The 20698-nt window shown below is 63.2% G+C and carries 21 protein-coding genes; 10 read left to right on the top strand and 11 right to left on the bottom strand.

Features of this window, described 5'->3' with window-relative positions; all coding sequences use genetic code 11:
• Positions 1 to 34: 34 nt before the first annotated feature.
• From HGEM_RS10410 to HGEM_RS01885, 3 genes are all read right to left on the bottom strand, one after another.
• On the bottom strand, positions 35 to 433 hold the full coding sequence (locus HGEM_RS10410) for a GyrI-like domain-containing protein (RefSeq protein ID WP_230197204.1): 399 nt from the start codon (positions 431 to 433) through the stop codon (positions 35 to 37).
• Entirely contained in the window at positions 423 to 785 is a 363-nt protein-coding gene (locus HGEM_RS10405) for a GyrI-like domain-containing protein (protein ID WP_230197203.1), read from the bottom strand. The genes HGEM_RS10410 and HGEM_RS10405 overlap by 11 nt, the downstream gene beginning before the upstream one ends.
• Positions 786 to 873: 88 nt before the next feature.
• A complete protein-coding gene (locus HGEM_RS01885; RefSeq protein WP_035100998.1) occupies positions 874 to 1326 on the bottom strand; it encodes a zinc ribbon domain-containing protein in 453 nt (150 codons plus the stop codon).
• A gap of 322 nt (positions 1327 to 1648) precedes the next feature.
• Here HGEM_RS01885 and HGEM_RS01880 point away from each other — a divergent pair, with 322 nt between their 5' ends.
• On the top strand, positions 1649 to 3658 hold the full coding sequence (locus tag HGEM_RS01880) for an elongation factor G (RefSeq protein WP_019127706.1): 2010 nt from the start codon (positions 1649 to 1651) through the stop codon (positions 3656 to 3658).
• Between the two features lie 16 nt (positions 3659 to 3674).
• Here HGEM_RS01880 and HGEM_RS01875 read toward each other — a convergent pair whose 3' ends face one another.
• Positions 3675 to 4430: an ABC transporter permease gene (locus HGEM_RS01875; RefSeq protein WP_019127705.1), complete on the bottom strand. Its 756-nt coding sequence runs from the start codon at positions 4428 to 4430 to the stop codon at positions 3675 to 3677.
• Positions 4431 to 4484: 54 nt separating this feature from the next.
• Between HGEM_RS01875 and HGEM_RS01870 the strand changes: the two genes are divergently transcribed.
• The 5 genes from HGEM_RS01870 to HGEM_RS01855 all read left to right on the top strand — a co-directional run bounded on the left by HGEM_RS01870 (position 4485) and on the right by HGEM_RS01855 (position 7812).
• Positions 4485 to 5450, top strand: coding sequence for a LytTR family transcriptional regulator DNA-binding domain-containing protein (locus HGEM_RS01870; protein WP_019127704.1), 966 nt, complete (start codon positions 4485 to 4487; stop codon positions 5448 to 5450).
• 288 nt (positions 5451 to 5738) lie between these two features.
• Positions 5739 to 6008, top strand: coding sequence for a hypothetical protein (locus HGEM_RS01865; protein ID WP_019127703.1), 270 nt, complete (start codon positions 5739 to 5741; stop codon positions 6006 to 6008).
• Positions 6009 to 6010: 2 nt separating this feature from the next.
• Positions 6011 to 6160 (top strand): hypothetical protein, encoded by a 150-nt coding sequence (locus HGEM_RS10185; protein WP_019127702.1) that lies wholly within the window; start codon positions 6011 to 6013, stop codon positions 6158 to 6160.
• Positions 6147 to 7118, top strand: a complete 972-nt coding sequence (locus tag HGEM_RS01860) for an ABC transporter ATP-binding protein (RefSeq protein ID WP_019127701.1) — start codon at positions 6147 to 6149, stop codon at positions 7116 to 7118. The genes HGEM_RS10185 and HGEM_RS01860 overlap by 14 nt, the downstream gene beginning before the upstream one ends.
• A gap of 1 nt (position 7119) precedes the next feature.
• Positions 7120 to 7812: an ABC transporter permease gene (locus HGEM_RS01855; protein WP_019127700.1), complete on the top strand. Its 693-nt coding sequence runs from the start codon at positions 7120 to 7122 to the stop codon at positions 7810 to 7812.
• An 87-nt stretch (positions 7813 to 7899) separates the two neighbouring features.
• Here the strand turns inward: HGEM_RS01855 and HGEM_RS01850 are convergent, their stop codons facing one another.
• Positions 7900 to 8562, bottom strand: coding sequence for a pentapeptide repeat-containing protein (locus HGEM_RS01850; RefSeq protein ID WP_019127698.1), 663 nt, complete (start codon positions 8560 to 8562; stop codon positions 7900 to 7902).
• A 367-nt stretch (positions 8563 to 8929) separates the two neighbouring features.
• On the opposite strand from HGEM_RS01850, the gene HGEM_RS01840 reads away from it, so the two are divergent.
• Complete coding sequence (locus tag HGEM_RS01840) at positions 8930 to 9436, top strand: flavin reductase family protein (RefSeq protein WP_019127696.1); 507 nt, start codon at positions 8930 to 8932, stop codon at positions 9434 to 9436.
• A gap of 171 nt (positions 9437 to 9607) precedes the next feature.
• A complete protein-coding gene (locus HGEM_RS01835; protein ID WP_019127695.1) occupies positions 9608 to 10237 on the top strand; it encodes a helix-turn-helix domain-containing protein in 630 nt (209 codons plus the stop codon).
• Between the two features lie 193 nt (positions 10238 to 10430).
• Here HGEM_RS01835 and HGEM_RS01830 read toward each other — a convergent pair whose 3' ends face one another.
• Positions 10431 to 12254 carry an ABC-ATPase domain-containing protein gene (locus tag HGEM_RS01830; protein WP_019127694.1) on the bottom strand — a complete coding sequence of 608 codons (1824 nt, stop codon included), beginning with the start codon at positions 12252 to 12254 and terminating at the stop codon, positions 10431 to 10433.
• 217 nt (positions 12255 to 12471) lie between these two features.
• On the opposite strand from HGEM_RS01830, the gene HGEM_RS01825 reads away from it, so the two are divergent.
• Positions 12472 to 13047 carry a YdcF family protein gene (locus tag HGEM_RS01825; RefSeq protein ID WP_195891229.1) on the top strand — a complete coding sequence of 192 codons (576 nt, stop codon included), beginning with the start codon at positions 12472 to 12474 and terminating at the stop codon, positions 13045 to 13047.
• A 470-nt stretch (positions 13048 to 13517) separates the two neighbouring features.
• Here the strand turns inward: HGEM_RS01825 and HGEM_RS01820 are convergent, their stop codons facing one another.
• On the bottom strand, positions 13518 to 14516 hold the full coding sequence (locus HGEM_RS01820) for a VanZ family protein (RefSeq protein WP_019127692.1): 999 nt from the start codon (positions 14514 to 14516) through the stop codon (positions 13518 to 13520).
• Positions 14517 to 14832: 316 nt separating this feature from the next.
• On the opposite strand from HGEM_RS01820, the gene HGEM_RS01815 reads away from it, so the two are divergent.
• On the top strand, positions 14833 to 15303 hold the full coding sequence (locus tag HGEM_RS01815; protein ID WP_035100552.1) for a YbaK/EbsC family protein: 471 nt from the start codon (positions 14833 to 14835) through the stop codon (positions 15301 to 15303).
• Between the two features lie 89 nt (positions 15304 to 15392).
• On the opposite strand, the gene HGEM_RS01810 is transcribed toward HGEM_RS01815, so the two are convergent.
• The 4 genes from HGEM_RS01810 to ilvB form a co-directional block, all read right to left on the bottom strand.
• Positions 15393 to 16670, bottom strand: a complete 1278-nt coding sequence (locus tag HGEM_RS01810; RefSeq protein WP_019127690.1) for an MFS transporter — start codon at positions 16668 to 16670, stop codon at positions 15393 to 15395.
• 404 nt (positions 16671 to 17074) lie between these two features.
• On the bottom strand, positions 17075 to 18073 hold the full coding sequence (gene ilvC, locus HGEM_RS01805) for a ketol-acid reductoisomerase (protein WP_019127689.1): 999 nt from the start codon (positions 18071 to 18073) through the stop codon (positions 17075 to 17077).
• A 103-nt stretch (positions 18074 to 18176) separates the two neighbouring features.
• Positions 18177 to 18650, bottom strand: coding sequence for an acetolactate synthase small subunit (gene ilvN / locus HGEM_RS01800; protein ID WP_019127688.1), 474 nt, complete (start codon positions 18648 to 18650; stop codon positions 18177 to 18179).
• Position 18651: 1 nt separating this feature from the next.
• Positions 18652 to 20698 (bottom strand): biosynthetic-type acetolactate synthase large subunit (gene ilvB / locus HGEM_RS01795; RefSeq protein WP_338081879.1); only part of this gene is annotated, 2047 nt, incomplete at its 5' end.

Genomic DNA, 20698 nt, shown 5'->3' with positions numbered 1-20698 from the left:
TAAGCCCGGCAAGCGTAAACCCGGCAAACGCACGCTACACGAGGGCGCTCACCGGATGCCTAATCACCGTCTTGAGATTCTCGGGCTTCGTACGCCGTGGGTCCCCCAGATATACCTCGTGATGCAATCGAACCGCGGGAACAGCACCATGCACATCGAGCGCATCGAGCATCTCAGTGGCATCGAAGTCCCTCGTCGCCTCATGCCCCGCCGGAGACTCGCCGCCCTCGGCGATATCAGTCACCAGCCCTTCGCTCTCGATAAATGACGACAGCTTAGCGATGGTCGCAGGCTCGTCATCGTACGGCCCCCGATGCATAACCTGAGCGCATGATCCTTCAGCGAAGCGGACCAGGCGTAGGTCGCCCCGGTCGACCGGAACAGCAAGCTCGGGCTTTTTCTGGACGAGCAGCTCGCAAACCTTAATGAACACATCGGGAGTCACGAAATCGGGCTGTCTGATGAGCGAGACCCACGACAGGGGCACTCTTGTCGGCGATAACGGTACCATCAAAGGCCCCGGCACCACCCCACCACAGGCCCTCGAGCGGCGGCACCACATAATCGAAGTAGCCGTCAGGCTGCCAGGAACCCATCTTCGCCATCTTCACGGTGTAGGAGAACCCATAGAGCAATGCAAGCGCCCGCGCGTATGCGCCGCCCTCCTCGTTGGGGTCGCCCGTACCGGCGACCGCGGCAAACGTCATCGCCGGCACCTCGACGCGCACCGGCTTCGTCTTGGCCTGATAGAGGTCGCGGTACTCTTTCTTGAAATCGAACGCCATGCCGACCTCCTCTGCCGCCGGGATCCCTTGCGTACATACTACACGAACATGTGTTCTCTTTCAAGGTTCTATTCGCGCCCTCCGCAAACTAGCAACTCTCCTTCCAGCGCTTGAGCGTGGGAAGTACAGCGCCCAGAAGCGAGGCGCTCTCGTCCACCGTCCAACCCATCGCCTCCGCCATGCGCGGGGCGCAATCCTCAATCATGTCCTCCATGGTGGTTTCGTAGGTATAGGCGCCGTCGTCGTAGCACCATCGGCAGAAATCCTCGACCTCGGTACCATCCGCCTCGTGGCCATGCTGGTCGGGCGCCGTAAACATCATTCCGCAGCTCTGGCAATAGTGCTCCGGCATCTCAAGGAGCTCAGTTACGGGTACATCGAGCGTAACGGCGATGAGCTTCGTCATGTCGATCCCTGGCGCCGTCTCGCCCGTCTCCCACCGACTGACCGCTTGACGGGTAATGAAGAGCTTCTTCGCTAGATCTTCCTGTGTGAGCCCGCGCTCGCGGCGCAGACGGGGTAGCACGTCTTTGATAGCCATACCGGCACCTTTCTCGCTGATAACACTCGTGGAATCGCCCTCCCCGAAAGCGGGGCGCGGCATCTCCATTCTCTCCTTGCCCGCCTGTTCCTGTCGAGCAACAGGCTGTTGCGCGGACCCTCTAGATGAAGGAGCTCTACGGGGCGAAGACGAAAGCCCTCGCCGAACGACGAGCCACCACATCCCCCAGCGATGGCCTGCCAAGCGAATCGCCATGCAAGCCCATAAGGAACGGCTACTCCACGGCACGGCCCGCGCACGCGATGCTTGGCCACCGCACTTGCTACAATCATGTGCGCTGGCAACGAAGGAAGGAGCACGGGTGAAGCAGGCGGTCGTAGGTCTTCTGGCGCATGTCGACGCAGGCAAGACAACGCTCGCCGAGGCCATGCTCCTCGCCGCGGGCGCCATCCGCACCGCCGGGCGCGTAGACCGCGGCGACTCGCACCTCGACACCGACCCCATGGAGCGCGAGCGGGGCATCACCATATTCGCCTCACAGGCCTCGCTTGACTGGGACGGCGCCCATATCATGCTTCTCGACGCGCCCGGGCACGTGGATTTTTCCGCAGAAGCAGAGCGCACCATCGCCGCTCTCGACTGTGCGCTCCTCGTCGTGGGCGCCAACGACGGCATCCAGGGCCACACCGAGACGCTCTGGGACCTGCTCCGGCGCCACCAAGTCCCCACGCTCATCTTCGTGAACAAATGCGATCTTGAACACCCCGGGCGCAGCGCGCTTATGGCCGATCTTCGCGCACGCCTTTCCCCTGCCTGCCTCGACGGCGCCGCCTTCGCGTCGGGGGATCCCACGGCTCTTGAAGACGCCGCTTCCGCAGACGAGGCGGCGCTCGATGAATACCTCGAGACGGGCTCGATCGCCCCCGCCTCCTATGCAAAGCTCGTCGCAGAGCGTTCCGTCTTCCCCGTCTTCTTCGGAGCCGCCCTCCGCAACGATGGCGTGCGTGAGCTGCTCGACGCATTGGCAGCCCTCGCCCCCGAACACTCCTGGCCCACCGCCTTCGCGGCGCGCGTATTTCGCATCAGCCGCTCGGATCGCGGCGAACGCCTCTCATGGCTAAAGGTCACGGGCGGCACGCTCCGCGCCAAGATGATGGTCGAGGGCGCCGATCATGGCGCGCCATGGGCCGAAAAGATCAACGAGATTCGCCTCTACCAGGGGAAGCGCCACGAAACGGTGGCCGAGTTGCCCGCCGGCAGCATCTGCGCGGTCACAGGTCTCACGCACACTATGCCCGGCAGCGCGCTCGGTGCCGAGGCCGCCGCACCGCGCCCTCTGCTCGCCCCCGTCCTCTCCTACCAAGTCATCCCCGCGCCGGGAACCGACGCCTCCGCCCTCGTGCGCGCACTTCGCGAGCTTGCAAGCGAGGACCCGCTCCTCGGAGTTACCTGGCATGAACAGCTCCAAGAGGCCCATGTTCAGCTTATGGGCGAGGTTCAGCAGGACGTGGTTCGCGAGCTCCTGCGTGATCGATATGGCATCGAGGTGGAATTCGGCCCCGGCGGCATCCTCTACAAGGAGACGATTGTCGAGCCGGTTGAAGGGGTGGGGCACTTCGAGCCGCTGCGCCACTATGCCGAGGTGCGCGTACAGCTGGAACCGCTGCCGCGCGGAACGGGGATGCAGTTTGGCACGCGCTGCTCTGAAGATGACCTCGATCGCAACTGGCAGCGTCTCGCCCTGAGCAACGCCATGGAGCGCGACCATGCGGGCGTGCTCACCGGGGCGCCCCTCACCGATGTGCGCATCACGCTCATCGCTGGCCGGGCGCACGCCAAACATACCGAGGGCGGAGACTTTCGACAGGCCACGTACCGCGCGGTTCGCCAAGCGCTCATGACGGCTCGCGAGCGGGGAGCGTGTGTGCTGCTGGAGCCATGGTATCGGTTTCGGCTTGTCGTTCCCGCCGATAAGGTTGGTCGCGTGCTCACCGATCTCACGCGCATGGCAGCGGTATTCGAAGCACCCGCAGCGGCAGGCGAGATGGCGACGATCGAGGGAGTCGTCCCGGCTTCCGAAACCGGCGAATATGGGCTCGAAGTCGCTCGGTATACTGGAGGACGCGGTCGCATCTCACTTGAGCTCGAAGGCTATGCGAGCTGCCATGACGCAGAAGCGGTCATCGAAGCCGCCGCATACGATCCGGAGGCAGACCTCCCCAATACGCCTGACTCCGTGTTCTGCAGCCATGGCGCCGGCCATACCGTCAAGTGGTACGACGTACCGGAACACGCCCACACGACGGTCGACCCCGTGCATCTGCGCCCATGGCGCCCAGCCGACGCTGCGTTTTTTACGAAAAGGCCGTAACCGGTGGACTATGAATTTAACGCGCGCGATCAAGCTCCGCCTTGAGGCGGGCGGCGGCGCTGCGATGGGCCAGAAACGAGAACGTCCCGCACGCTGCAACCCATGCGACCATAAGACCTGCAAGCAGTGCAGGCGATGCAGCCGATTCCATGCCGCAGAGCGCCCGGGCGAGCTCCGCCGCCTGGCCACCCGGCATGAACCACCACACCTGCCGTAGCCCCGCGGAAAGAAATGCGATGAGCGGCATCGTCGCCATGAGCGTGATGGGCACCGCGAACACGCTCGACGCCATCTGCTCGGTCGCGAGCAACCCGAAAGCAAGGCCCGCAAGCAAAACGGGCAGCATAGCAGGGACAGACAGCAAAAGAGCCTGTACAGCGAGCTCCATAGGAAGCCCCAACAGCACACACAATAATCCCTCGACCACAAGCGTCGCTACCAAGGCCGCAAGCAGCTTGGCGGCCGCAACCTCAGCGAGCGACACACCCGCCTCGGCAAGCGTGAGGTACATGCCGCGTTCGCGCTCCTCGGCCATCACGTACAGCGTCATCACGCATCCGACGAATGCAGGCGCGCACCCAATCACGAAGGTCATGAGGAACGCCGGCGCCTCACCGGGTTCAAAGCGAACGCCTTGCACCGTGATGGTGCGAAACACCCACCCGAGTGCAGCTGAGGCAGCAACCATCACAAGCACCGTGCGGTTGCGCACGGCGTCCATCAAATCGCGCCGCATGAGCGCGGCGATATGAGAGCGTCCACGTTGGTCCATGCGCCCATGATACCCGATATACTGTATGCTCGGCATTCGACAGGAAGGATGGACATGGCGAGCAGCACCGCGCAACGCGACAACGGGCAACGAGCCGCATATGCCTCGGTGGAAGAGCTGCTTGCCGGCGAGATGGGAGCGAGCGTTCATATCGAATGCGGACGCGAGACCGTAGACCGCGCAGCTCGCTTCGTGCACGAACGCTACCAGCGGCGGCGCTGCGCGTTCTACCTCGCCACCGACCAGGGCTTCGATCGCGAAACCGTCCGTTCCTACCTCACCTTCTTCTCGCGCATCGCGGGCGGCAGCGTCACGGCAAGCGACGCCATCGCGCACTTCGGCCTTGCACATATTGCGAAGACCCAGATAAGGAAGCTCTCCCCCGAGCAGCGCGCGCTCATCAACTTCGCTCGCATGAGCCTCTTCGAGCCGGAGGTCGTGTTCTGCGAGCGCCCCCTCGCGAACATCACCCCCGCTACGCGCGGCGTCGTCACCGCATGGATGGGCGCCGTAGCCGACGCGGGCGGCATCCTCATCACCGCGGGCGAACCGCTCCGCGAGGCGCTCCTCATGCCCGGCACCGCGTATTACGAAGAGGGCGGGCGCCTTCTACCTGCCAAGACTGCCATCGGGTCCGATCCCGAAGAGCCCGACGAGGCGTTCTATGCCGGGGACGAGGTGCATGTGTTCAAGGTGCCGGCCCGCATGGACGGCGCGACGCTCCTCTTCGACCCGCGCGAGGTCGATTTCGTGGAGAGCGTGAACCGCCAGAACTTCGCGAGCGTACGCGGAGAACTCTATCCCGTGAGCATGACGCTCGACGAACTCGAAGCGGAGCTCGAGCGATTCGGGTTCTTCCGCTGCCACCGGTCCTACATCGTGAACGTGCAGAAGGTGGCGAAGGTCGAGCGCTTTACCCGGAACAGTTTCAACTTGACCCTCGCCGACGCACGCGAAACGCAGATCCCGCTCGCCAAGGGTCGTGCCGAGGCCATGCGCGACCGTTACGGCTGGCGATAGCCCTCACGCGCAATAGAGCGGCGAGGGCTAAGACCCCCAACGTCGCCAGCGAGCGTCACGTTAGGGACAGTCCTTTTTTACCTTTTGACATGGGGCATGGCCCGCGCTTCAACGGCGTGCGCCTTTCATTCCGCTTGCGGCGCATGTTCCTCTCGTGGCCTCCCATGCTCCTTTCGTCGTTTGCGCTGCTCCCAATAGGCGGAATGCCTTGAGCGTGCGTCGCCGCCCGGCGAGGATGGTCTCACACGCCAACCGCCCGCCACACCGCGGGCCGACGAAAGGACCATCATGAACGCCTTACCCACCATCGCCATGACCGAGCAGCAAATCGTCGATTTCATGACCGAAGCGCTCGGCCCCAACGCGCCCTTCACGCTCGAACAGCTCGCCACGCTCCTCTTCGTTCTCGCTATTGCCACCATGCTGCTCGCGATGGGACTCGGCTACCAAGCCGCCAAGCTCGACCGCCGCGTGAAGGCACTTGAGGCGGCACAGGGCCTCGCCGCGCCGGCCGCCTGCCGCATCGCCCGCGCCGACAGCGCGAAGGAGGTGCGCTAGCCATGGATCCCGCACTCATGGGCGCCATCATCATCGCCTGCTGTTTTGCCGCCGGCGTGTTTGAGACCGGCCGAAAGAAGAACACGTCGTCCAAGAGATCGCACCGCAACCTTCACGTCGACGCAAAGGAGGCCCGTGATGACCAGCGCTAGACCCTCGCTCCCCGCCGAGCAGCAGAACTACTCTGAGCAGCAGGGCCACGGCGCGCCGCAACGCCAACCGGCGCCGCAAGGATACGTCGCGCACAGCCACGGCGCACCCATCCCCACCGCACCCATCCTCGCCATGGAGGGGGTCTGCCTCTCCTTCGGGCCCAAGCGCGTGCTCGACGGCCTCACCTTCAACGTGCGCCGGGGTGAATGCTTCGGCTTCCTTGGTCCATCCGGCGCAGGCAAAACCACCACGATCAAGCTCCTTACCCGCCAGCTCACCCAAGATACCGGACGCATCCAGCTTTTTGGGCGCCCCATTGAGCACGCAAGCAATGCCGACTACGACCGCATCGGCATCCTCTCCGACACGAGCGCCCTCTACGAGCGCCTTTCCATCGAAGAGAACCTGCGTCTGTATGCCAGCATCCGCGGTCGAGGGCAGCACGATATCGACCGGCTGCTCGAGCGCATGAAGCTCAGCGACGACCGCCGCACCCTCATCAAAAACTGCTCAAAGGGCATGCGCCAGCGAGCCGCCCTCCTCTGCGCGCTCGTCCACGCCCCCGAACTGCTCTTTTTAGACGAGCCGACCTCGGGCCTGGACCCTGCCGCGCGGGCCGAGGTTCATCGGATGCTCTCCGAACTCAAGCGCGCCGGGGCAACGATCTTCATCACCACGCACGACATGGCAGAGGCCGAGGCGCTCTGCGACCGCCTGGCAATCCTCGACCGCGGTCGCATCATCGCCCTCGACGCGCCGCAATCGCTTAGTATGAAGTTCGCCCGCAACCGCATCGTCATCACGACGCGCACCCGCGGCGTGTTGGAGCTCACGCGCGATGCAGCTGCGGCCGACACCGTTCACGACCTTTTGGCCGCAAACGAGGTACTTGCCATCCACTCCGACGAACCAAACCTCGAGGAGGTCTTCCTCGAGCTGACCGGAAGGAGCCTGTAAGATGAACGCCACCATACGGAAGGTCCGTGCGCTCGCCGGTAAAGACTTCGCCGACCTCATCAAGAACCCCACGATGTTCGTCGTCTGCCTCATGCCTATCGGATTCATGGTCCTCTACCGCTTCGTCATCGGCGACGCCGCGACGAGCGCAGGGGTCACCATGGGCGAGCTTGCGGCCGCGAGTGAAGAAATCGCCACGTTCATGCTTGGGTCGTCCCTCTGCATGACCATCGGAATGGTCGCGACGATGATCGTGCTCTACGGCATCGCCGAAGAAAAAGAGAAGCACACGCTCCGAACGCTCATGCTTGCAAACGTTCGAGCCAGCGAGGTCGTAATCTCAAAGAGCTCTGTAGCCCTGCTCGCCGTAACCGTCGTCAACGCCGCCTGCTTCTTCGTGGCCGAGGGTCAGCTGAGCTGGCTCGCGCCGTACCTGGCGCTTGGGATCGTGGGGGCGCTGCCCGTGGTGTTCGTCTCGTTGGTGCTCGGACTCGCTTGCCGCGACCAGATGACCGCTGGGTTCTACAGCGTGCCCGTGCTACTTGTGGCGCTCGTGCCGATATTCGGCATGCTGGGTGAAGGCGCCGCGCGCATTGCGTCCATCTCGCCGCTGGGGGGGGCATCTACGAGCTCATGGGACTCGCGATCGAGGGCGCGCTCTTCACCGAAGCCGCCGTGGCTCCCCTCATCGTGACCATGGCGTGGATCGCAGCCGGGGCGCTCATGTTCGCCGCGCTCTTCCGCCGGCTCGCGCGCGATAACTAGGCTCTGCCGCAGCGCCCTAATCCTCTTTCACCTGGATGCCCAGAAGACCAGCGAGCTGCACGGCCTGCTCGGGACCAACGATGCAACCGCGCAGCTCGCGGAACGTATTCGATACGATGATGCCGGAAATATCGCATGTTGAAAGGTCTATTCCCAAAAGCGACGTGCGGAACACATCCGCGCGCGTTAGGTCGCACGACTCGAACGCGCTGCGCTTGAGCGAGACGTCGTGCCACAGGCTCTCGGCCAGATTCGTCTTCCGTGCGCGCAGATCGCGAATGGAAGCCTCCGAGAACTCTGCGTAGCGCATCTGGCTCTCTGCCAGCAAGACGCTGGTAAAGCGGCCTTTCTGAAAGCTCAGGCCCGGAGCGGAGCACGAGATGAAGTCACACCGGTTGAGCCAGCAGCGCTCCATCGAGCACGAGATGAACCGGCACCCCATGAACTTTACATCGGTAAACGTGCAACGAGAGAAGTTGACGTCCTCGAACACGCAGGATTTGAAGACCACCTGATCGAATGTTGCGCCCCCTGCCGACACCGCGGCAAGCTCAAGACCATCGAAGGCCGTCATCGTCACGAGCGCATCGCCCTCGGCAAAGAGCGCGAGCAGCTCCTTGCTGCCCACATGCGCATTGATATGCTCGCTTGCCCGCGCAAATCCTACACGCCGCGCCATATCGACCTCACCGCACGCCCGAAACTGCCATCGAAGTTGGCCGCCTTGCGAAGGCCCGCTGCGCGGCCCCGCCCATTGTCCCACAAGGTCAACGCACGTGAAAGGAGGGTACGGAGCGCTACGTCCCGCAAATCAGCGTGCGGTGCCAGGGCCTTGCCATGCCCCACGGATTCGAGCGCAAAGCGAAGCCCTGCCATGCCCCGCAAGTCCGCGTGCGGTGCCACTCCCAGCAATGCCCGGGAATCTATGCGCAGCGCCATGCCCTGCAAATCCACTATGATTTGAATTATGGGCGGGCAAGCCCCCGCACGACGCCAGCGAGGCCACCGCCCGTTAGCCGCAACCGCATCTCGCAAAAGGAGCACGCATGGCACTTCAGGAGATACCCATCAGCGATCTCAGCATCAATCCGTTCGAGCTTATCGGCACGGAATGGGGGCTCGTAACCGCCGGCGACGCAACGGGCTTCAACACCATGACGGTGAGCTGGGGCGGCATGGGCGTGATCTGGGGCAAAAACGTCGTAACGATCTACGTTCGCCCGCAGCGCTACACCAAGCGCTTCATCGATGCCGCGGGCCGATTCACGCTCTCGTTTTATGCCCCGGAGCACAAGCGCGCGCTCGGGGTGCTTGGAACGAAAAGCGGCCGCGATGGCGACAAAGTTGCCGAGGTGGGGTTCACGCCGCTCTTCCTCGATGACACAACCGCATTCGAAGAGGCGTGCCTGGTTCTCTCGTGCCGGACGCTCTACGCCGACGACATCAAGCCGGAATGCTTCCTCGACCAAAGCTGCGACAGCGCCCATTACCCCGAGCATGACTATCACACCATGTATATTGCCGAGGTTGAGCACGTCTATCGCGCGGAGTAGGCCGAGTGCAACGTATATGGTTTTCGCGGGTCAGATGGCATGTCAAGACCTTTTGACGACACCAATGCGCTGTGATTGGGGCCATGTCGGGCCCTTTTGATGGTACGCTAGCTCGCGCCATGGCACGCTCCTTCTCGACAGGGCCGTGCCGAAGATCGAGGGAGGGCAAGCATGCAGATCGGAGCGCGCATACGCGACCATCGTACTCAGGCGGGCATGTCGCAAGACGACCTCGCCATGCGCGTATACGTGAGTCGCCAGACCATCAGCTCGTGGGAAAACGATAAGACGTATCCCGATGTGCAAAGCCTGCTTCTGCTCTCCGAGATCTTCGACACGTCCATCGACGACCTCATCAAAGGAGACGTGGAGACCATGACCAGTACGCTCGATTCAGATGCAACCACCATGAAGCGGCTTGGCTACACCATGCTCGGCTTCCTGGCCCTGATGCTGCTTGCTTTGGTTTGGCAAACGGTTCAGCTCGTAGTTTGGGATTGGCCGTTTGCCCAGACGTTGCCTACCTTCGTGCTCGCACTCATGCTATGGGGCATCGCGATGTTCGCAGCCGTTTGGGCGGAGCGCATCAAAAAGGAGCATGACCTCGTAACCTATCACGAGATCGTCTCCTTCTGGAAAGGCGAGCCCATCGACCGCGATACGCCTCGCGGGCGCCGTTTGCGTTTGATCCCTACCTGGATGAAGGTCATCCGCACGATCGGCATGACGCTTCTCGCGGCAGCGATCGGCGCCTTCGTGGGCTACGGCGGCTCCGCACTCGTTGACCTGCTGTTTGGATAAGTTCTAGGGCAATGGCGCCGGCACCGGAATTAAGATGGCGGCTCGGCGCCGGGCAGAATGGCAGCTCGGCGCCGGGCATGGCACGGTCAAATGACAACGCATTACCTGGTGTCGAGCGGCCAATCGGCTCTCCAAAATCCCGTTATGAAACGCCAACACCCGGTATTGAATTGTCAAAACGGCCATTGCCCATTCAGCGCAGGCGGTTAAGGGCGGCGAAGAGCTCGCACGGGCGAGGGCGCGCCAGACCGCAGGCAGCATCTCCGTAAGGCGAAAGCGCCTCCCAACCCTGCTCGTCAAGAACACGGAAGGCCTCGTCTACCACATCCCGTAGCGCGCGCATGCCATCGAGCAGCCCATGCTCGAGCACCACGCGCACCATCTGGGCAAGAGCCGCGGACTGCTCGGCATCCACGAGCTGCTCGACCAAGCGCAGATCTGCGTCGTACGAGCCAACAGTAAACCCGTCACGACCGCGCCCGCGGACCTTGAGATGCTCGTGCCGAGCGGTTCCAGCACCGTCGCCTCCCCTTGCTCGACCACGACGCCCGGGCCGCCCCGTCGAGCGGCGCTCGAGCCTTCCACCCAGCTCGAGCGGACGCGATGCCGGGGCATCTTGATCCGATGACGATGAAGCGGAGGTCTCGCCCGCCTCGCTCGCCTCACCCGCCGAAACGCCCAGGCCGGGTGCCTCCGGGTGCGTGCCCGCCAACCGCGCATCGGCAAGCACAGCCCGTACGCGCTCCGTAATATCGTTTGCCTCGTAGGCGTCCATCTGAATAACGCTATCTGCCACCGGGAAAAACGCTCCCGAGCTTCCCATCACGAGCACGCAGCTCACGCCGTGCCGCTCCCAAAGGGCGCGCACGCGCTCGACGAACGGCGTGATGGGCTCGTGCTCCCCCGCGACCACCGCCTCCATGAGCGCGTCGCGCACCATGAAATTCGTTGCCGATGTGTCTTCATCGATCAGCAGCGTCCGAGCGCCGGCCTCGAGGGCCTCCACGGTCGACGCCGCCTGCGAGGTGCTTCCACTTGCGTCTTCCGTGCTGAACGAGCGCGTATCGCGACCATCTGGAAGGTTGTTTATGAACGGGGAGATATCGACCGCATGCACGACGCGACTGTCTTCCGCGCGCAGCTTCATCGCCGTCTCATCGGTTGCCACAAGTTCGCGCCCATCGCCCGCAATATGGTCGTATACGCCCTCTTGCAGCGCTTTGAGCAGAGTCGACTTGCCATGGTAGCCACCGCCCACGATGAGGGTGATGCCCCGGCGAATGCCCATGCCGCGCACACGGCCGCGGTGGGGCAGCTCGAGCGTCACGCGCATACTTTCGGGAGAGGTGAAGGGCCGAGCGCCCGCAAGCGGCTTCGCCGAGACACCGCTCGACCGTGGCAGGACCGAGCCGTCCGCAACAAAGGCCACGAGGTCCCGCTCCCGCATCGCAGAGCGGACTGCCCGCTGGTCGTCGGCCAATTCCGCTGCCTTCTGAGCCGCACGCCGCCCAGCGTCGTCTAACATGAGCGCGCGCTCCACACAAACCGGGATGAGGTCCAGCAGCATACGCGCTGCAGCGCGTGCATCGATGGTGCGACCATGCGCCGGGAGACCCGCCTCGAAGCGCAGCATCACCGCGCCATCCGGCGCGATCTCGCAGGCCGACCGCGCAAGTATCTCGGGACCCGGATTGCTTGTTCCGATAAACCCGCTCTTGCCCGAGCCCCCCACCTTGAAGCTCGCCTGAGCCGCCTCCTTTGAGAACCGCCGCACGAGTAGGTCCTCCGTCGCCGTGCGCCTATGCGCGGCATCGCGGCAACATGCCGGAAGCCCGGAAACATCGCCTGGAACATATACAGCAAGTTGAGAGGGCGCGGCGAACGGATCCCCCTGTACGTGGGCGATATCCAGCTCGAAATCACCGAAATCGTATGTTCCGCGCAGGCCTTTGTATGCCGGATATCCGCGCCGATCGATTGATGCGAGCTGGCGCTCCAAGTCCCGGTCTGTCTTCATGCCGCCCCCTTTGCTAGCTCATCCGATTGTAGCAAGGTGTCCGAGACGCTGCTTGTGGGCGAAGGAGCGCCCGCAGACACACCGCACGCACCGCGCACACCGCGCACACCGCGCACACCGCGTGCACCGCCCGCCCCCACCACACCTGCCCCCGGCCTCGGTTGGCAAGCAACCGCGCATGGGTACCATGGAGTCATCCCGAGAAACGGAGGTGACCGTGACAACGCTCTTTCTGCTGGCTGCGCTCCTGGCCGTTGTGCTCGCCTATTGCGCTGCAAGCATAATCATCATGCGCGCGGGCCGCAGCACCCCGCCCGAAGATCTTGAGTACCTCATCGTACTCGGCGCCATGGTCCGGCCCGACGGGCTGCCCACGCGCGCGCTGCGCTATCGGCTCGAAGCGGCGCGCTCCTATCTTGCCGAGCACCCAACCGCCATCGCCATCGTATCCGGCGGCCAGGGCTCCGACGAACCCGTTAGCGAAGCGGCTGCGATGGCATGCTGGCTCGCGGACCGCGGCGTCGACAGCGAGCGCATCATTCAGGAGAGCGCCTCGACCACCACAGCCGAAAACCTCTCGCTATCCGCTCAACTCATGCCTGGACTCCGAAAGCGGAGCGTAGGTATCGTGACAAACGACTTCCATCTTTATCGCTCCCTGCTCATCGCTCGCAAACAGGGGTTTCAACGAGTCTGGGGCGTTCCCGCCGCCTCCACGCCCGAAAATCTTCCCGTGAACCTCGCCCGCGAGTGCTTCGCCCTCATCAAAAACCGCATCCAGGGCAACCTCTAGCTTTACCACTCCAGAAACCGCCCGCTCGCGACGCTTGTCGCGCATCCCCGCGCCCCACCGATGTCTTGATGCCCACACGGGGTGTTCGTGCCGCGAATAGGGACCTTTTGGAAGCCGGTACGGCTGGCCACCCCGGGGGTCAACAAAACCCCTGTTGGCACGCATGCGTACCGCACCTTCGGGTGACGTCCCGCTCAAAACGAACAAGTTCGAGGCTCGAATCGGAAGGTTTTTCTGGATACCCCGAGTAGACCCCGTTTTTACGCCAACAAAATCGCAGGTCGCGTCTTCCCGGCGGGGCGCTCTACTCGGCGGGTCACGAAAAACCTTCCGACTCGAGCCTCGAACATTCGAAGGCCCGCCAGAAATCCGTCCCTACCGACAAACGCGGGCCGTGCGGCGCGCCAGAAAGGCCTGCGCCTCCCAGCTCTTATGAAGGGCAGCCCCCCATTGATCCTTCCTAGGTCAGGTCAGAGCTCGTCGTACGGCATGCGGCGGCGGACGAAATAGTAAAGCGCCAGCAGCGGCCATGCGAACGGGAAGAAACAATAGCTCATGCCCAGCACCGCAAGACGCGCCGCGTAGAACACCCCGCGCCCGAGCCCCTCGCGCTCTCTGGTTTCGCACGTCATGCGCACGAAGCTGCCTCCCGGCGTGGACCCACCATGCAACCATGGAAGCACGCCTTCAACCAGCAGGAACGTCGCAACCGACACGACGAGAATCCAGGGCGCTCGCGCCAAGCGATCCCCGCCCGGCACGTTCTCGAATAGCATCGTGAGCATCGTGGTCGCCACGATGACGATCAGCCCCATAAGGAGGCTATCGAGCCAGAACGCCACACAGCGGCGCACGAACCCCGGTCCATGGGTGATATCGCTGGCATTTGCCAGCGCGCCCGGTGGCAGCACGCGCCCAAGCTGCGCTGCGCACCACCAGCCAATCGCCGCGCCAAGCGTGTTGTACATGAGGTCGTTGACATCGGCGGTGCGGTACGCGTACGGATAAATTCCGAACAACCCCGTGCCCTGCGCAAGCTCGATGCAAAGCGAAGCCACGAGCCCCGCCGCCACCGAAGCCCCAAACCCCCAGCGCAGAAGGCGCCCAGCGATGAACCCGAGGGGCACGAAAAACACCACGTTAAACGCAATCTGCGGAATCGTCGATACGCCCTCGCGCGCGAAATCGCCTATACACGCCAAGGGGTTTAGTTGCCATGGCACACCGTACGTGATGCCCAGGCCGGAATCTCCCGACGGCAGCGGGTAGAGGGTAAAACAACCGAGGCCAAGCAGGTAGAGCACTGCGAGATAGGTCGATACCACCGAAACGAATTTGAGGCGCCCATCGCGATGGTAGAGATACGCCAAAATAGGCAAGGTGAGCGCCGTAGCCGCGAGCGGCCATAAGCCCACCGCGAGCATGAAGTTCTCGCTGTATCCGTTTATGAATCGCTCGATCATGCCCATGGCTACTCCGTGTTCAAAATCGCACTTGCACCGCAGCGCTATGCCCTATTGCCTACGTTGCCAGCCATTTTTACAGGTAGACGCCGGACGCACCATCGATTTTGCTTACGTGTGGCTTACGGTTTGGTAAGAAGAGAAACAGGGAGTGTCCAGATGTGCGCTGCCGTCGCGAAAGGGAGCGCGAGGCGCTTCGGGCTTTAGCGCGTGAAGCGCTCTCAAAAGGGCTGCGCAAGACCATAGCGAAAAGGTGCACGGAAGCCCTTGCAAGCGATATGCTAAGAAGATAGCGAACTCATTCTGGAAAACGGGGTTACCCATGGCAATCGAAAAGGTCAGGGCGTATTTAGCCGAACATGACATGGCAGATCGCATCTTGGAATTCGAAGTTTCGAGTGCCACCGTCGAACTTGCCGCCCAGGCGGCGGGCGTGGAACCGGAGCGCATCGCGAAAACGCTCTCGTTTCACGTGAGCGACCGCGTGGCGCTCATCGTTGCCGCGGGAGATGCGCGCATTGACAATCAGAAGTACAAAGCGCAGTTTCACACCAAGGCGAAGATGCTCAAGGCAGAGGAAGCCGAGCAGCTCATCGGCCACGCCGTCGGCGGCGTATGCCCCTTCGCCGTGAACGACGGCTGCGACATCTACCTCGACGCGACGCTCCGCCGCTTCGAAACCGTCTTCCCCGCCTGCGGCAGCGCGAACAGCGCCATCGAGCTCACGCCGAACGAACTCGAAGAGCTCTGCGCACCCTGTACCTGGGTCGACGTGTGCAAGCTACCGGCCTAGCGCGACGTGCAAAACGACCCCATGTAAAATCACCCCAGGGGTTTTTAACATTACCGTCCCGTGCGAGCGAGACGGCAGTCCTGTCCTGGCTATTCCGCAGTACGTCCCGCGCGCGCCAGTCCCACCAGGCAGACGACGGAACCCACAGCTGCAAGCACACCGCCTGCAAGCCCAATGCTCGACAGCGAAAACGCCGTACTCACCATGCCGCCAAAAAACGACCCAGAACCAATCCCCAAATTGAAGATCCCCGAGTATAGCGCGACCGCCACGGAAGCCTCGTCCGGTCGCGTGTAGCGAATGATCTCGGCCTGGAACGCGATACCGAACGCCGTGTTGCACGCTCCCCACAGCGCGAGCATACCGAATATGCCTGCTACAAACGGTGCCGCAACATTCAACAGGAGCAGCGCTGCCGAAAGCCCCGCGAGCGCCGTACCCAAGAACGGAAGCCGGTGCGCGTCGTAGGCACGCGAGAACAGAAGGCTCCCTGCGAGCCCGGCAGCGCCGAAAACCGTGAGCGCCATGGTGGCGGTACCGGCGTCGAGGCGTGCGACCTGCGCAAGATACGGGTCGATGTAGCTGTACGCCGTGTAATAGCCGGTCGCCACGAGCAACGTGCTCACATAGACCGTCAGGAGCGCACGGTTGCGGAAGAGACCAGGCAGCTGACGCAGTCCGAAACGCTCGCCAGCGGGAATGCGCGGAAAGATGAGCGCCATGTAGACTGCGAGAGCTGCACCCACCACGCCCACGCAGGCAAACGTCATGCGCCAGCCCACTGCCAAGCCGATCGCACGACCAAGGGGCAGGCCGAACACCATGGCGACCGACGTTCCCGTCGCGACCATGCTGAGCGCAAGCGACCCATACTCCGGCGCGACTGCCCGCGTCGCCATGACCGAGGCAATCGACCAGAAGATCGCGTGCGCGCAGGCAACGAGCAGGCGCGCTGTAACGAGCAGCTCGAACGTGGGAGCCACAGCGCAGGCGAACTGGCCCGCCGTAAACAGCGCGATTACCGTGAGCAGCAGCCGCTTGAACTCGAAGCGCGAAGCGAACACCATAAGAGGCAACGAGAGCGCCATGACCGCCCATGCATAGATCGAGGTCATCATGCCAGCCTGCGCCTCGGTAAGGCCGAAACCGCCGGCGATGCTGCTCAAAAGACCGATGGGCATGAACTCCGAGGTGTTGAATACGAAGGCCGAGCAGGTGAGACCCGCAAGCGCAAGCCACTGCCGCGCCGTCATGGAGCCGCTCTGCGGGGAAGCTGCGCACGCTGCCGCACCGCGTACTGCAGACGACTCGGTTGCGGCAGCAGCGGATGTGATCTCAGCGGCAACCGCTTCTTCGCACTTTTCCATCGTCCGCCCCCTCTCCCTGCTATTCGGGCGCTCGCCATACCCAACAAACGGTTCGCGATTGTAGCAAAGTGAGGCTCTGGCGTTGGCCTTGGAGGCACGGCAACATTTCCGAAACATCCCGCCGCGAGCAATGGCGCAAACGCGCTCCGCGAGACGCCTGCCGTGCACCCATCAGACAAAAACTTCCGGATATCAACGGTTGTTTTCCGAGCCGCCGAGTATAGACGATTTCCAGATCGCGTTTACCAGCGGAAACAAGCATGGTTTTCGGGTGCGTACTCGACACATCCAATAATAACCGTTGATATCCGAAAGTTTTGGCGCTCAAACACCGGCGACCCCGCCACCGGCATGGGCAGCGGGGCCGCAATGTGAAATAACCCCTGGGGTTATTTCACATATAGCTAGTCCTTCTTGATCCAGCTGAACATCGAGCGAATCTTCTCGCCGGTCTTCTCGATCTCGTGCTCGTTGATCTTCTCGCGTTGCTCGAGCAGCCACTTGTGGCCGTTGTTGCAGTCGTCGACGAACTCCTGCGCGAAGCTGCCGTCCTGAATGCGTGCAAGCAGCTGCTTCATGGCAGCGCGGCTCTCGTCGTTGATGACCTTGGGGCCGGCATAGTACTCGCCGTACTCGGCCGTGTTCGAGATGGAGTAGTTCATGAAGTGGATGCCGCTCTCGTACATAAGGTCGACGATCATCTTCATCTCGTGGTAGCACTCGAAGTACGCAAGCTCGGGCGGGTAGCCGGCCTCGGTCAGGGTCTCAAAGCCCGCCTTCACGAGCTCAACAAGACCGCCGCACAGCACGGCCTGCTCGCCGAACAGGTCTTCCTCGGTCTCCTCCTTGAACGTGGCCTTGATGATGCCAGAGCGGGCACCGCCCACGCCCCAGCAGTACGCGAGCGCGATGTCCCACGCATTGCCGGTAGCGTCCTGCTGCACGCAGGCGAGGTCGGGCACGCCGGAACCCTCGGTGTACTGGCGACGAACGATGTGACCCGGGCCCTTAGGCGCGCACATGATGACGTTCACGTCCTCAGGCGGCACGATGTAGCCGTAGTGGATGTTGAAACCATGGGCGAAGGCGAGCGTGTTGCCGGGCTTGAGGTGCGCCTTGATGTGCTCCTCGTAGACCTTGGGCTGGGTCTCATCGGGCGTGAGGATCATGATGAGGTCGGCTTCCTCAGCTGCGGTGTCCATGTCGCACACCTTGAGGCCCGCCTCCTCGGCCTTGGTCCAGCTGCTCGAGCCCTCGCGCAGGCCCACGCGCACGTCGCAGCCCGAATCGAGCAGGTTGAGCGCATGGGCGTGGCCCTGGCTTCCGTAGCCGATGATGGCGATCTTCATGTTTTGGATCACCTCGGGCTTGCAGTCCGCCTCATAGTAAATCGTTACAGCCATTTCTTGTCTCCTTTGAATCGTGGCTGACAGTACCTTGCTTACATCTCCGTGTTGGGACACCGCCGCGGAATGAGTCAAAATGGACCCGTCCCAAAATGGATCGCTACGAGCGCGACATGGCGATCTTGCCCGTGCGCGTGATTTGGCGCAGCCCGTAGCCGCGGAAGAGGTCCTCCATGGCATCGAGCTTGCTCGCCGTGCCCGTCGCCTCGACGGTCAACGAGTTCTTGCCCACGTCGACCACCTTCGCGCGGAAGATGTTCGCAATCTCGATGATCTCGTGGCGCTTGTCGGCGGGCGCGAGCACCTTGAACAGCACGAGTTCGCGTTCGATGGCGTCCTCATGCGTCATGTCGCTGATCTTATAGACGCTCACGAGCTTATGGAGCTGCTTGGTGAGCTGCTCGTATGCCACCGCATCGGCGTCGACGATGATGGTCATACGGCTCATGGTGGTGTCTTCGGTTGGGGCCACGGTCAGCGAGTCGATGTTGAACCCGCGTCGGCTGATGAGCCCCGTCACGCGACTGAGCACGCCGGGCTTGTTCTCGACGAGCACCGAAAGGATGTATTTCATCTCACTCGCCTCCCTTCTGCGCGGCAACACCGCGCGCAAGCCCGCTGCCCTCGGAGCCGGGTTGCGGACCGGCGGCAACGCGCGCCGACGCATCGGACTCATCGAGCGGCAGCGGCTCTGCCACGGTGCCCGCATGCTCGCCCGCCGGGCTCATGCCCTTCTCGGTCACGCGCACGCCGCCGAGCGTCACATCAATCGCGCCGATGATATCGTCGATGGCCGCGCCGGGCGCCACCATGGGATACACGGTCTGCGCCGTGGGAATGATGACATCCAGCAGATAGGGACCGTCGGCGGCGAGCATCCGGTCCAGGGCGTCATCGATTTGGTCGGGGTGCGCGATGCGCTCCGCCTGCCAGCCGTACGCCTCGGCCAGCTTCACGAAGTCGGGGTTCGCCGTGAACTCCGTGCACGAATAGCGCTCGTGGTAGAACAGCCGCTGCCACTGGTGCACCATGCCGAGTGCATTGTTGTCGATGACGAGCACCTTCACCGCTACACCGTTACCGAGCGCCGTGGCCATCTCCTGGATGTTCATCTGGATGGAACCGTCGCCCGCGACGCACACCACCTGCGCGTCCGGCCGCCCGATCTTGGCGCCGATAGCCGCCGGGAATCCGAAGCCCATCGTACCCAGGCCACCCGAGCTGATGAACGTGCGGCTCTCCTCGCGGTGCACGTGCTGGTGCGCCCACATCTGATGCTGGCCAACCTCGGTCGTGACCACGCTTTCATGGGGATCGAGCTTGTTGGAAAGCGCCTCGAGCACTTGCTCCGGCGCGATGCGGTCGGGATAGTCGACGAAATCCTCGGTATAGAACGGCCAGCGCTCGCGCCACTCGAACACGGTCTCGACCCATTCTGCGCTTCTTGGCTGGGCCTCAACCTTGTCGAGTCGCGCGTTGATGGCCGCGACGACGCCCTGGGCATCGCCCACGATGGGCACCTGCGGGTCGCGCACCTTGCCGATCTCGGCCGGGTCGATGTCGATGTGAATGACCTTCGCATGCGGCGCGAACTCGCTGAGCTTGCCCGTCACGCGATCCGAGAAGCGCGCGCCCACCGCAATGAGGAGGTTGCACTCGGTCACTGCCATGTTTGCATACTTGGAGCCATGCATGCCCACGGGCCCTAAGTTGAGCGGGTTGGAGCAGGGCATGGCCGCCTTGCCCAACAAGGTCGTGACCACGGGAATCTGCATCTTCTCCGCGAGCTCAACCACCTCGTCGCATGCATGGCTCGACACCACGCCGCCACCCACCATGAGCAGCGGTCGCGTTGCCGCGCGGATATACTCGACCGCCTGCTTGACCTGTTTGGCATTGCCGCGATAGTTGGGTCGGTAGCTGGGGATGTCGATATGGTCCGGATAGCGGAACACCATCTGCGCGCCGGCGAGGTCGCTCGGGATGTCGATGAGCACCGGGCCGGGGCGGCCGGTCGAGGCGATGTAGAACGCCTCGCGGAACGTCTTCGTAAGGTCGTCGGTGCTCTGCAAGAGGAAGCTGTGCTTCACCACGGGCATGGTGATGCCCACGATGTCGGCTTCCTGGAAGGCGTCGGTGCCGATGACCCCGCGCGTGACTTGGCCCGTGATGACCACGAGCGGCACGGAGTCCATGTACGCCGTGGCGATGCCCGTCACCGTGTTGGTGGCGCCGGGGCCGGATGTCACGAGCACGACGCCTACCTTGCCGGTGGCGCGGGCGTAGCCATCGGCCTCATGCACCGCACCTTGCTCGTGGCGGGCAAGGATGTGCCGAATCTTCGTGGAGTCGTAGAGCGCGTCGTAGATCTTGATGGCCTGGCCGCCGGGGTACCCGAAGAGCGTGTCCACGCCCTCGGCCTCGAGGCTCGCGATGATGGCCTGGGCGCCGGTCATGGTCTTGCCCTCGTGCTCGGTATGGCTGCCTGGCCCGAAGGGCTTGCCGCTTATGGCGAGCTCCTTGAGCGCCAGCCGCTCGGCGCGCGTGGTGCCCGCCGAAGGAGCGGCCTGCGCGGCTGTTACGCAGACATGCTGGCGAATATCGTCGGGCATGTCCGGCGTG

The organism is Enorma massiliensis phI (assembly GCF_000311845.1).
Lineage (GTDB): Bacteria > Actinomycetota > Coriobacteriia > Coriobacteriales > Coriobacteriaceae > Enorma > Enorma massiliensis.
This window is presented reverse-complemented; position numbering and strand designations above follow the sequence as displayed.